We start from the raw sequence: 12,338 nt of genomic DNA on the forward strand, positions 1-12,338 counted from the left end.
CTTATGTGCGTACGCCGATCCCGTCCAGCACCATCGACAGGTACTGCCGCGCGATCTCCTCCGGGCTGTGCCGCCCGCCCGGCCGGTACCAGTTCGCCGCCACCCACACGGTGTCGCGCACAAAGCGGTACGTCAGCCGGGGATCCAGGTCGGACCGGAAGACGCCCTCCTCGACGCCGCGCTCGAGCGTGCCCAGCCAGGCCTTCTCGAAGCGCTGCTGGAGATCGCCCAGATAGGAGAAGCGCGGCTGCACGGAGAGGTGCCGGGACTCCTTCTGGTACACGGCGACCGCCGGGCGGTGCCGGTCGATCTGCTTGAACGACTCCGTGACGAGCCCCTCGATCGTCTCCCGCGGCCCGAGCCCGCTCGCGAGCACGGCGTCGTAGCCGGCCCACAGCTCGTCGAGGAAGGTCGAGAGGATCTCGTCGATCATCGACTCTTTGGAGTCGAAGTGGTAGTAGAGGCTGCCCGCGAGCATGCCGGCGGCGTCCGCGATCTTGCGTACGGTGGTGGCGTTGTAGCCCTGCGCGGCGAATACCTCCGCCGCCGTCGCGAGCAGCTCGGCCCGGCGCTCGGGCGAGGCGCTCACCATGTTCTTCTCGGTCTTTTTCGGCACGGCTTCATTCTCACCTCACGCCCGCTGGCTGCTGACGGAGACGGTCTCGCCGGTCATGTACGAGGAGTAGCCGGTGCACAGGAAGACGATGACGTTCGCGACCTCCCAAGGCTCCGCGGCGCGGCCGAAGGCTTCGCGGGAGGTCAGCTCGGCCAGCAGCTCGTCGCTGGTGACCTTGGCGAGGTTCGGGTGCATGGCGAGGCTGGGGGCGACCGCGTTGATACGGACCCCGTAGTCGGCGGCCTCCACGGCGGCGCTGCGGGTGAGCGCCATGACGCCGGCCTTCGCGGCGGCGTAGTGCGCCTGGCCGCGCTGGGCGCGCCAGCCGATGACGGAGGCGTTATTGACGATGACCCCGCCGCCGGTGTCCTTCATCCGGCGCAGGGCGGCCCGTACGCACCTGAAGGTCCCGTTGAGGGTGACGTCGAGGACCTTCGTCCACTGCTCGTCGGTCATGTCGACGACGTCGGCGGTGCCGCCGAGCCCAGCGTTGTTGACCAGGATATCGAGCGCGCCGTGCCGCTCCTCGGCCAGGCCGAGCAGCGCCGTCACCTGCTCCTCGTCGGTGACGTCGCAGACCTGCCCGTCGACCCGCCCGGCGCCGAACTCCTCGCCCAGCGCCGCCACGGTCTCCTTCAACCGCCGCGCATGCGCGTCCCCGAGGACCACATCCGCGCCCTCCTCCAGGAAGCGGCGCGCCGTGGCACCGCCAATGCCGCTGCCGGCGGCGGCGGTTATCACCGCGCTCCGCCCGGCGAGCAGATTGTGCCCGGGTACGTACGCGGGGCTCGTGCTCTCCATGGCGGCTACGTTAACCTACCAAACACTTGTTAGGGAAGCTCGGGAAGAAGGAGACCGATGGACCTCGCCTTCACGGCCGCCGAGGACGCCTTCCGGGCCGAGGCCCGCGCCTGGCTCGCCGCACACGTGCCCGCAACTCCCCTCCCCTCCCTGGAGACCGAGGCCGGCTTCGCCCGGCACCGGGAGTGGGAGCGCGTCCTGCACGCCGACCGCTGGTCGGTGGTCTCCTGGCCGGAGACGTACGGCGGCCGCGGCGCCTCGCTCACCGAGTGGCTGATCTTCGAGGAGGAGTACTACGCAGCGGGCGCCCCCGGCCGCGTCGGCCAGAACGGCATCAGCCTCCTCGCCCCGACCCTCTTCGCGCACGGCACCGACGAGCAGCGCGCCCGGATCCTGCCGCCGATGGCGGCCGGGGAAGTGGTGTGGGCGCAGGCCTGGTCGGAGCCGGGCGCGGGCTCCGACCTGGCCGCCCTGCGCTCGACGGCCGTACGGGCCGAGGGCGGCTGGCGGTTGAGCGGGCAGAAGACGTGGGCGTCGCGGGCGCCCTTCGCGGACCGCGCCTTCGGGCTCTTCCGCAGCGACCCGGACGCCGGGCGGGAGAAGCCGCACCGCGGGCTGACGTATCTGATGTTCCCGCTGGACGCGGAGGGGGTGACCGTACGACCGATCGGCCGCCTGGACGGCAAGCCCGCCTTCGCGGAGATCTTCCTCGACGACGTCTTCGTCCCGGACGCGGACGTTATCGGCGAGCCGGGGCAGGGCTGGCGGGTGGCGATGTCGACGGCGGGGAACGAGCGCGGGCTGACGCTGCGTTCACCTGGCCGCTTCATGGCGTCGGCGTCCCGCCTCCAGGCGCTGTGGCGGGACCAGGGCGCCCCGGCGGAGTACCGCGACCGGGTGGCGGACGCGCTGATCGGCGCGCGGGCGTACGAGCTCTTCACGCACGCCGCCGCGTCCAGCCTCGCCGAAGGCGGCTCCATCGGCGCCGAGTCCAGCCTCAACAAGGTCTTCTGGTCCGAACTCGACATCCGCCTCCACGAGACCGCCCTCGACCTCCTCGGCCCGTACGGCCAGCTCGCCGACGGCGCGGACGACGCCCCGGCACACGGCACCTGGTCGGAGGGCTACACCTTCTCCCTCGCCGGGCCCATCTACGCGGGCACCAACGAGATCCAGCGCGACATCATCGCCGAGCGGCTGCTCGGCCTGCCGAAGGGACGCCGCTGATGCGCTTTCTGCTGGACGACGAGCAGCGGCAGTTCGCGACGTCGCTGGACGAGATGCTCGGTGCCGCCGGGACCCCTGGCGTGGCCCGCTCCTGGGCCGCGGGCGACTTCGGGCCCGGGCGGGCGCTGTGGGCGCGGATCGCGGACGCGGGGGTGTTCGCGCTCGCGATCCCGGAGGAGCAGGGCGGGCTCGGGCCGCTGCCCGTAGAGCTGGCGGTGGCGTACGAGGCGCTGGGGCGGCACGCGGTGCCGGGGCCGCTGGTCGAAACGGCCGCGGCGGGGGCGCTGCTGGCCCGTCTTGGCGGGGCGCCGGCCGCCGACTGGCTGAGCCCGCTGGCCGAGGGCAAGGCCATCGCCACCCTGGCCGAGGGTCCGTACGCCCTGGACGCGGACGCGGCGGACGCGGTGTTCGTGGTGGAGGGCGAGACCCTGCGGCTCGCCGACGGGGCGGGTCCCGTGCAGCCCACCCTCGACCCGGCGCGGCAGCTGTCGCACCCGCGCGGCGGCGCGGTGCCCGCCGACGGCCCGGCGGTGACGGCGGCGTACGCGCCAGCGGCGGATCTCGCCCGCCTCGCCGCCGCCGCGCAGGCGCTCGGCCTCGGCCGGGCGCTGCTCACGCAGACCGTCGCGTACGCAAAGGAGCGCCGGCAGTTCGGCATTGAGATCGGATCTTTCCAGGCGATCAAGCATCGGCTCGCGGACACCCTGATCGCCCTGGAGTTCGCGCAGCCGCTCGTCTACGGCGCCGCGGTGACGATGACGGCGGCCGACCTGGCGGCGGCGAAGGCGGCGGCGGGCGAGGCCTGTTATGCCGCGGCCCGGACCGCGCTGCAGGTGCACGGGGCGATCGGCTACACGGAGGAGCTCGACCTCTCGCTGTGGATCCGCAAGGCCCGCGCGCTCCGCGACGCCTGGGGCACCCCGGCGCGCTGCCGCGCGGTGGTGGCGGGTTCCTGACGGGCCTCCTGCAACCCTCCTTGACGCACCTCCGATGTTTCTCTACGTTCCACCCTCGGTTGCCTCGGCATGTGCACAACACCCCGGCATTCATCGGATGGATACGGCCATCGGGAGGTCAACGTGGGCAGGTTCGCACGGCGTACGGTGCTCGGTCTCGGCGTCGGGACAGCGCTCGGAGCGGCAAGTTTCGGTTACGCGCCCGCGGCCGGAGCCGCGGACGTGCCCGACGGCGCAGGCGGCGAATGGGGCCCGGTCCCCGACCCGGTGCCGGTCACGCTGACCGGCCACTTCGACAACGACGGCATCGACCGCTCCGGCGCGGGCGGCGGCAGCTTCGACGGCACCGGCTACACCTACCCGGGAGAGGAGCTGCCGTCAGGCCGCGTCGAGGCCGGCGGCATCGCCTTCGACTTCCCGGCCACGACGGCCGCGGGCGAGAAGAACAACGTCGTGGCGGCAGGCCAGCGCGTAGAGCTGCCCAAAGGCCGCTATCTGTCGCTGCACTTCCTCGCCTCCTCCAGCTACGGCCCGGCCTCCGGCAAGGCCACCGTCCACTACGCCGACGGCAGCAAGGCCGAGGCAGAGATCTCCGCCCCCGACTGGTACTCGGGCGGCGGCGAGCTCACCGCCCCGTACCGCTACAAGCCCGACGGCACCAAGGACGACCACCAGGTCGCCATCGCCGTGATCGAGCTCGGCCTCGACCCGGCCAAGGAAGCGGAAGCGCTCACCCTCCCGACCACCGGACCCGCCCAGGAGGGCAAGGCTGCGCTGCACATCTTTGCGCTCTCCGCCCAGCCGGCCGCCGCGGGCCGCGCGGTGGCGATCCGCAACGCCGCCTCGACCACCTCGCTGCTGGAGGAGAGCGGCGCCCAGAGCGTCGAGGCCACCCTCCTCAACGCGGGCGCGGTCTGGCTGACCCCCGCCGACCGCATCAGGCTGACGGTCGACGTCGACGGCGCCCGCACCGTGGCCCCCGCCGAGGTCGGCCACCTCGGCCCCGGCGAGCAGGCCCGGGTGCACATCGGCATCCGCAACCGCGCCGGCACCTCCCCCGGCACCGCCAAAGACGGCAAGGTCATCGCCACGGGCCGGGGCGAGACCGCGGCTGAGACGGCCCGCAAGCTCACCCTCGGCGTCCCCGACTACCAGCCGACGGACGCCTCCCTGAGCACCCATCAGGCGCCGCATTGGTTCCATCGCGTCAAATTCGGCATCTTCATCCACTGGGGCGTCTACTCCGTCCCCGCCTGGGCGCCGGTCGGCAAGCAGTACGCCGAGTGGTACTGGCGGCACATGGACGACCCGAACAACGCCACCTACGCGCACCACAAAGAGGTCTACGGCGAGGACTTCGTCTACGACGACTTCATCCCGCAGTTCAAGGCCGAGCGCTTCGACCCGCGCTCCTGGGTCGAGCTCTTCCGCGACGCGGGCGCGCAGTACCACGTCCTCACCTCGAAGCACCACGAAGGCTTCGCCCTGTGGGACACCAAGATCTCCGACCGCAGCTCGGCCAAGCTGGGCCCGCGGCGCGACCTCATCAAGGAGCTCTTCGACGCCTCCCGCAAGCACACCCCCGAGCTGCACCGCTGCCTGTACTTCTCGATGCCGGAATGGTTCAACCCCGACAACCCGTGGGCCGGGCACGCGCCCCGCAACCCGTACACCGGCGAGCCCGTCCCGTACACCGGACACACGGCGGGCAAGGACTACGTGAAGGACCTCCAGGCCCCGCAGATGCTGGAGCTCATCCACGGCTACGAGCCGCAGGTCCTCTGGTGCGACATCGGCGGCGTCAACGACAGCCACCGCGTCCTGGCCGAGTACTTCAACTTCGCCAAGAACCGGCCGCGGCCCCTGGAGGTCGCGGTGAACAACCGCTCCGGCATCGGCCCGCACGACTTCACCACGCCCGAGTACGAGACGTACGAGAACACCGTCGTCGCCAAATGGGAGGCCAGCCGCGGCCTCGACCCCTACTCGTACGGCTACAACGCCGCCACGCCCGACGACCAGTACATGACCGCCGAGGAGATCATCCACACCCTCGTCGACATCGTCAGCAAGAACGGCAACTTCCTCCTCGACATCGGCCCCAAGGCCGACGGCACCATCCCCGCCATCATGGAGCGGCGGCTGCGCGAGGCCGGCGCCTGGCTGAAGGTGAACGGCGAGGCGATCTACGGCACCACCTACTGGTCGCGGATGGCCCAGCTGGGTGAGGACCTGCGCTTCACCGTCAAGCCGGACGCCTTCTACATTCACTCGCTTGCCGAGCCCGGCGCCACCCTCACGGTGGCGGCTCCGGTGCCCGTCAGGGAGGGCGACAAGGTGACCATGCTGGGCTATCCCCGGCCGCTCAACTTCACCATCCGCAACGGCGCGTTGGTCATCGACGTGCCCGCGGCGGCGCGGCGGGCGGGCGAGCACGCATGGGTCTTCAAGGTGACCTGGGCGCGCTGACACGGGGTTACGCCGGAGCGTGATCTTCCGCCATGATGCTCCACCTGATCCATACCCTGACGGCCTCAACGGAGAGGACCCGACACCATGGCAGGGCTCTGGAGCACCCAAGGCGTACTGCGCCGAAAGCCGATCGAAGACATCGAGGCGACCGAGGTCGCCGAGGGCACCGAGCTGCACAAGGCGCTCGGCCTGTGGCAGCTGACCGCGATCGGCGTCGGCGGCATCATCGGTGCGGGGATCTTCGCCCTCGCCGGTGCGGTCGCCAATGGCACGGCGGGCCCGGCCGTGCTGATCTCGTTCCTGATCGCGGGCGTGGCGAGCGCGGCGGCGGCGCTGTCGTACGCCGAGTTCGCCGGCATGATCCCGAAGGCGGGCTCGGCGTACACCTACGGCTATGCCGTGCTCGGCGAGCTGGCGGGCTGGTTCATCGGCTGGGACCTGTTGCTGGAGTACACCGCGATCGTCGCCGTCGTCGCGATCGGCATCTCCGGCTACTTCTCCTTCCTGGTCGACTCCTTCGGCGCCGACCTGCCCGCCTGGATGCTCGGCGCCCCGGGCACCGGCGAGGGCCACAAGGTCGACCTCTTCGCCATGCTGCTGTGCCTCCTGGTCGCGTATCTGCTGAACCTCGGCATCAAGTCCGCGGCCCGCTTCGAGACCATCGTCGTGGTCCTGAAGGTCCTGGTGGTGCTGCTGGTCATCGGCGTCGGCGTCTTCCACATCGACACCGGCAACTACAACCCCTTCTTCCCGTACGGCGTGGGCGGGGCCTTCACCGGCGCGGCCACGGTCTTCTTCGCCGTCTTCGGCTACGACGCGATGTCGACGGCCGCGGAGGAGTCGAAGGACTCGCAGAAGCACATGCCGAAGGCGATCATCTACTCGCTCGCCATCTCGATGGTGCTGTACGTCCTCGCCTGCCTGGTGCTCACCGGCATGCAGAACTACAAGGAGGTCGACCCGGAGAGCGGCTTCTCCACCGCCTTCCAGTCGGTGGGCCTGGACTGGCTCGCGGACGTCATCGCGGTCGGGGCGATCATCGGCATCCTCACCGTCATGTTCACCTTCATGCTCGGCGTCACCCGGGTGTGGTTCTCGATGAGCCGGGACGGGCTGCTGCCCGCGTGGTTCGCCAAGACTCACCCGCAGCGCAAGGTGCCGACCCGCGTCACCTGGATTGTCGGCGTCGGCTCCGCGCTGATCGCGGGCTTTGTGAAGATCGGCGAGGCCGCCGAGCTCACCAACATCGGCATCCTGCTGGCCTTCGCGGTCGTCTGCACCGCCGTGATCGTGCTCCGCTACCGCCGCCCCGACCTGCCGCGCAGCTTCCGCTGTCCGGGGATGCCGGTGGTGCCGCTGCTGGGCATCGGATTCTCGATCTGGCTGGTGACGTACCTGCAGTGGCAGACGTGGGTGCGCTTCGCGGTGTGGTTCGCCATCGGGATGGTGGTGTACTTCGGGTACTCCTACCGGCGTTCGGTGATGGCGCGGCGGGGCCCGGATTCCGGCGAGGTCACTGACTCCGCACCCCGCTGAGCAGGTCGACGACCGCCGCGTGCCCGGTCTGGATGTCGGACCAGGCGCGCGGCTGGTCCTCGCCGCCGAGGATCAGCTCGGCCACGAGCACCCGCGAGTCGTCGTCCGCGGTCTCCTCCCGCACCACCACCCGGTCGCCGGGCTGCGGCTCGTGTCCGAAGCGGACCTGGTGGCGCAGTTGGCCCTCCAGGTCGGCGCCGACCAGCGGCAGCGCGAGCTCACGGGCCGTCAGGCCCTCGTCGTCGCGGGCGTCGCGCTCGGCTCCGGCGGCCAGCAGCGCCTCGACGATGCGCAGCGAGCCGCGCTCGGCGGCCCGGTGCAGCGGCGTGCGGCCCGTGCTGTCGGTGACGTCGGTACGGGCGCCGTGGTCGAGGAGCAGCAGGGCGGTGGCGGTGTGGCCATTGCCCGCGGCCCACAGCAGCGCGGTATGGCCGTCCCACTCGACCAGGTCGGCGTCCGCGCCGCCGTCGAGGAGGACGGCGGCGACGTCGGTGTATCCCCAGGCGGCAGCGGCGCACAGCGGCAGGCCGTCGTCGGGGTTCGCGCCGGGAGCGTCGGGAAAGGCGCCGGCGTCGAGGAGCAGCCGGACGAGGTCGGCGCGGCCCTCGACCGACGCCTCGTACAGCGGGCCGCGCAGGATGGCGACGGCGTCCGGGCCCTCGGCGAGCAGTCGCTCGAGGGCCTGGGCATCACCGTCGTAAACGGCCTCCATGAGGCGGGCGCTGCGGTCTTCCATGCCCCCGAGTATGCGCTGCGCAGGGGCTTCGCGCCCTTCAGAGCTTGCTGGTGTCGTACGGGTCGTGCTCGCTGAGGATCTTGTCGATACGGGCCTGCTCCACCCGCGAGGTGACCGACTCCGTCTCCTGCCGGTCGCGGATGACCTTGGAGAGGGTGAAGGCGGAGGAGGTGACGAAGACGAGTCCGAGGCCGAGGAAGCCACGGGCCCAGCCGTCGAGGGGCAGCTTGGCGATGCCGTACGCCACTGCCAGGAGCGCGATCCCGAAGGAGAGCGCGGCTTGCACCAGGAAGGCGGCGGTCGGCCGCTGGGTGTTCGGTGGTGTACTCATGTGCGCCAGCCTTCCGCGCACGCCGGGTGACCGCATGAGTACGGCTACTCATTCGCGGCTGGGTCCCATCATGGCGCGGCTGGGGCCAACGGGACGGAAAGTGAACGAAATTGGTCCGGACCATTGACAGGTCCAGACCACACTTCTACGTTCTTCGCTTGTCGTGACCACGCCTCCCCACAGGCACCGGACAAGCTGGAGACCCCCCCATGAAAGCCAGCCGCTCCATCCTCGCGGCCGCCGCCGCGGCGACCCTTCTCGCCGGCGCCTTCGGCGCCAACTCCGCCCTCGCGGGACCGGAACAGGACCCGCAGCCCGAGGCCGCCCTCCCCGGCGCCCCGTACCTCTACGAGGGCTGGGGCGACCCGCCGAACGCCGCCTCCGTCATGAGCGACACCGGCATCAAGGCCTTCACGATGGCGTTCATGCTCTCCGGCGGCGGCTGCGAGCCGTCCTGGGACAGCCAGCGCCCGCTGACCGGCGGCGTCGACGAGAAGGCCATCAAGGACATCCAGGGCGCCGGCGGCAACGTCCAGATCTCCTTCGGCGGCTGGCAGGGCAACAAGCTCGGCCCCAACTGCTCCAGCCCCGAGGCGTACGCGGGCGCCGTGCAGAAAGTCATCGACGCCTACAAGCCGGCGGCGGTCGACTTCGACATCGAGAACACCGACGAGTTCGAGAACTACGAGGTGCAGGACCGCATCCTCGCCGGGCTGAAGATCGTGAAGGAGAAGAACCCCGACACCGCCGTGGTGGTCACCTTCGGCACCACCACCAGCGGCCCGAACGCCCACGGCAAGCGGCTCATCGAGAAGTCGAAGGAGCTCGACACCGGTATAGACAACTACACGATCATGCCGTTCGACTTCGGCGGCAGCGACATCTACCAGGACACGGTCAGCGCCTCCGAGGGCCTCAAGGACACCCTCAAGTCGGCCTTCGGCTGGTCGGACGCCGAGGCGTACGCCCACATGGGCATCTCCGGCATGAACGGCCTCTCCGACCAGCAGGAGACCACCTCCCCGGAGACCTGGACGAAGATCCGCGACTGGGCCAAGGACAAGGGCCTCACCCGGCTCGCGTACTGGTCCGTCAACCGCGACCGGCCCTGCGCCGGCGGCGGCGTGACCTCCAACTGCAGCGGCATCGACCAGCAGGAGTGGGAGTTCACGAAGATCACCGCCGGGTTCTGAGCGCGCAGTCGTTCACCGCGCCCTTCTGATACGGCACCGTCCCGCTGTGCGGCGGGACGGTGCCGTTCCGCGTCCAGGCGGTCAGCGCGTCGAACGCCGAGCGGAAGCAGGGCAGGAGGGGGCGGAGGCGGTCGGGGTAGGTGTCGTAGAGGCCGTCGACGTGGGTGCCGCCGGCGACGGTGTAGTAGCGGTGGCGGTCGGCGCGGCCCTGGTCGGCGACCATGCGGGCGTAGACGTCGGAGTCGGTGCCGATCGGGAGCAGGGTGTCGAGGTCGCCGTGCAGGGTGAGGAGCGGCTTTCCGATGCGGCCGGTGAGGGCGATGCGCTCGACGGCGCGGTGCACGGAGGCCGGGCGGTCCGCGTAGTCGTAAGCGGCGTCGGACGGGCAGGGGGCCAGGATTTCGGCGGGGGTGGAGCCGGCTGTCGGGCCCGGGCAGGCCGGGTCGTAAGCCGGGTCGAATTCCGCGCGGTAGGTCTTCTGCGTGATGCCCCAGTAGTTCTGCCGGTGGTACGGCCACAGGAACTCGGTCGCGGGCGGGAAGCCGGCGGCGTGCAGGTCGGCGTCGGTGGCCTTGCCGAGCTGGTGGGCGATGGCGGTGGGGAGGCTCGTGAGGGGGTTCGGTCCCTTCGCGGTCCACAGCGTGCCCTCCCAGTCGACGCCGCCGTCGTAGAGGGCCGGGTGGTTTTCGAGCTGCCAGCGGGTGAGGTAGCCGCCGTTGGAGATGCCCGCCATATAGGTGCGGCGGGGGGCTTGGCCGTAGGCGCGGGTGGCGGCGGCTTTGGCGGCGCGGGTGAGCTGGGTGGTGCGGTGGTTCCACTCGGCGACGGCGTCGCCGGGGCGGCGGCCGTCGGCGTAGAAGCTGGGGCCCGTATTGCCCTTGTCGGTGGCGGCGAAGGCGTAGCCGTGGGCGAGGGCCCAGTCGGAGAGCAGCGGGTCGAGGGCGTACTGGCGGCGGTTGCCGGGGGCGCCGGTGACGACGAGGCCGCCGTTCCAGCGGGCGGGCAGGCGCAGCACGAACTGGGAGTCGTGGTCCCAGCCGTGGTGGGTGTTGGTGCGGGAGGTGTCGGGGAAGTAGCCGTCGAGCTGCAGGCCCGGCACGCCGCGCGGGTTCACCGTGCCCTTGGCGGCGAGGCCCGCCCAGTCCGCCGGGTCCGTGTGGGCGGTGCCGGAGAGGGCGGCGGAGGTGAGGTCGTTGAGGCAGGCCGCCGTCTGATGGGCGGCGCCGGGGACGTACGGGGTGCGGATGCCCGCGCATCCGGCGGTGGTGGTCGGCGTGGCCCCGGCGGGCGCCGCCGCCGCGACGAGCGCGGCGGCGGCGAGCAGGGCGGCCATGCGAGGCCTGATCATCCGGTGATCCCCCAGAATTTCGCGGTGTAGTAGGTCGAGCAGACGGTGTCGAGGTAGTAGGTGCCGGTGCTGCCGCACTGCTCGGCGGCCGAGCCCGGGTCCACGGCGAGGCCGTGGCGCATGCCGGAGATGGTGTAGGTGGCGACGACCGGGTTGCCCTGGGCGTCGTCGTACTCCGCCACGTCGGTGCCGCCGGGAAGCGTGGAGGTGCGGGTCGGGGTCTGGCTGATGCCGTGCACGTTGGTCCACTGGTCGCGGGAGGCGGTGGCGTTGGACGGCTTGACCGTGGTGTCGGCGGTGCCGTGCCAGATGGCGACCTTCGGCCAGGGGCCGCTGTGGCCGCCGGCGGCGGCGCGGACGGCGTCGCCCCATTGCTGCGGGGTCTTGCTCGCGCCGGTGTACATGCACGTATAGGCGGAGGTGACATCGGTGGCGCAGCCGGCGGGGAGGCCGGAGGCGATGGAGCCGCCGGCGTACTCGCCGGGATACGCGGCGAGCATGGCGGCCGTCATGGCGCCGCCCGCGGACAGCCCGGTGAGGTACGCCTTGTCGCTGCCGTACGTCTTCTTGGCGTAGTCGGTCATCTGCTTCAGGGACAGCGCCTCGCCCTTGTCGCGGGCGGTGTCGGCGGGCTGGAACCAGTTGAAGCACGAGTTCGCGTTGTTGGCCGCGGTGGTCTGCGGGAAGACGACGGCGAACCGGTGGGCGTCGGCGTACTTCTGCCAGCCCGAATGGCTGTAGTAGTCCTCGGCGCTCTGCGTGCAGCCGTGCAGCGCCAGCACGACGGGCCTGCCCTGCGGCAGCCCCTCGGGCACGTAGGCGTACATGGAGAGGTTGCCCGGGTTGGAGCCGAAGCCCGTGACCGGGGTGAGGCCGGGGGCGGCGGAGCTGTGCGGCAGGAAGAAGAGCGAGGCGAGCAGGGCCAGGAGCATGGCCCAGCGGGTGCGGCTGCGAACCGTCATGTGCGGTCCTCCCGTGGGGGGTTGGCTGGTTCGGGGAACCGTAGGGCGGTGGGGAGCGGCCGCCATGGGGAGCGGCGCACACAGTTGCCGGGGCGCGGGTGTGGTGGCGCGCCACAAGAACTTCATGCGGCGGTCATGGTCATCCGGGACGTACGGCAAG

At 71.3% G+C, this 12,338-nt stretch carries 10 protein-coding genes and 1 pseudogene; 5 read left to right on the plus strand and 6 right to left on the minus strand.

Annotated elements, in window-relative coordinates; all coding sequences use genetic code 11:
* Position 1: 1 nt before the first annotated feature.
* Both ACNNMR_RS02665 and ACNNMR_RS02670 read right to left on the minus strand, forming a co-directional pair.
* Positions 2–592 (minus strand): TetR/AcrR family transcriptional regulator, encoded by a 591-nt coding sequence (locus ACNNMR_RS02665; RefSeq protein ID WP_420000242.1) that lies wholly within the window; start codon positions 590–592, stop codon positions 2–4.
* Between the two features lie 39 nt (positions 593–631).
* Complete coding sequence (locus tag ACNNMR_RS02670) at positions 632–1,417, minus strand: SDR family oxidoreductase (RefSeq protein WP_419992852.1); 786 nt, start codon at positions 1,415–1,417, stop codon at positions 632–634.
* Between the two features lie 57 nt (positions 1,418–1,474).
* On the opposite strand from ACNNMR_RS02670, the gene ACNNMR_RS02675 reads away from it, so the two are divergent.
* From ACNNMR_RS02675 to ACNNMR_RS02690, 4 genes are all read left to right on the plus strand, one after another.
* Positions 1,475–2,644: an acyl-CoA dehydrogenase family protein gene (locus ACNNMR_RS02675; protein WP_419992853.1), complete on the plus strand. Its 1,170-nt coding sequence runs from the start codon at positions 1,475–1,477 to the stop codon at positions 2,642–2,644.
* On the plus strand, positions 2,644–3,600 hold the full coding sequence (locus tag ACNNMR_RS02680; protein ID WP_419992854.1) for an acyl-CoA dehydrogenase family protein: 957 nt from the start codon (positions 2,644–2,646) through the stop codon (positions 3,598–3,600). The genes ACNNMR_RS02675 and ACNNMR_RS02680 overlap by 1 nt, the downstream gene beginning before the upstream one ends.
* A 147-nt stretch (positions 3,601–3,747) precedes the next feature.
* Entirely contained in the window at positions 3,748–6,069 is a 2,322-nt protein-coding gene (locus tag ACNNMR_RS02685) for an alpha-L-fucosidase (RefSeq protein ID WP_420000243.1), read from the plus strand.
* Positions 6,070–6,156: 87 nt separating this feature from the next.
* Complete coding sequence (locus ACNNMR_RS02690) at positions 6,157–7,608, plus strand: amino acid permease (RefSeq protein ID WP_419992855.1); 1,452 nt, start codon at positions 6,157–6,159, stop codon at positions 7,606–7,608.
* On the opposite strand, the gene ACNNMR_RS02695 is transcribed toward ACNNMR_RS02690, so the two are convergent.
* Together ACNNMR_RS02695 and ACNNMR_RS02700 are read right to left on the minus strand one after the other, a co-directional pair.
* Complete coding sequence (locus tag ACNNMR_RS02695) at positions 7,586–8,344, minus strand: ankyrin repeat domain-containing protein (protein ID WP_419992856.1); 759 nt, start codon at positions 8,342–8,344, stop codon at positions 7,586–7,588. The genes ACNNMR_RS02690 and ACNNMR_RS02695 overlap by 23 nt on opposite strands.
* 37 nt (positions 8,345–8,381) lie before the next feature.
* A complete protein-coding gene (locus tag ACNNMR_RS02700; RefSeq protein ID WP_419992857.1) occupies positions 8,382–8,675 on the minus strand; it encodes a YiaA/YiaB family inner membrane protein in 294 nt (97 codons plus the stop codon).
* Positions 8,676–8,890: 215 nt separating this feature from the next.
* Here ACNNMR_RS02700 and ACNNMR_RS02705 point away from each other — a divergent pair.
* Positions 8,891–9,868: pseudogene (locus ACNNMR_RS02705) on the plus strand (chitinase); the annotation flags it as partial.
* Here the strand turns inward: ACNNMR_RS02705 and ACNNMR_RS02710 are convergent.
* Together ACNNMR_RS02710 and ACNNMR_RS02715 are read right to left on the minus strand one after the other, a co-directional pair.
* The gene (locus tag ACNNMR_RS02710; RefSeq protein ID WP_419992858.1) at positions 9,852–11,216 is read right to left on the minus strand and encodes a tannase/feruloyl esterase family alpha/beta hydrolase; all 1,365 of its coding nucleotides are present in this window, start codon (positions 11,214–11,216) and stop codon (positions 9,852–9,854) included. The pseudogene ACNNMR_RS02705 and the gene ACNNMR_RS02710 overlap by 17 nt on opposite strands.
* Positions 11,213–12,178 carry an alpha/beta hydrolase family esterase gene (locus ACNNMR_RS02715; RefSeq protein ID WP_419992859.1) on the minus strand — a complete coding sequence of 322 codons (966 nt, stop codon included), beginning with the start codon at positions 12,176–12,178 and terminating at the stop codon, positions 11,213–11,215. The genes ACNNMR_RS02710 and ACNNMR_RS02715 overlap by 4 nt, the downstream gene beginning before the upstream one ends.
* Positions 12,179–12,338: the final 160 nt, after the last annotated feature.

The sequence above is a fragment of the Streptomyces boninensis genome (assembly GCF_048572725.1).
Taxonomy (GTDB): domain Bacteria; phylum Actinomycetota; class Actinomycetes; order Streptomycetales; family Streptomycetaceae; genus Streptomyces; species Streptomyces boninensis.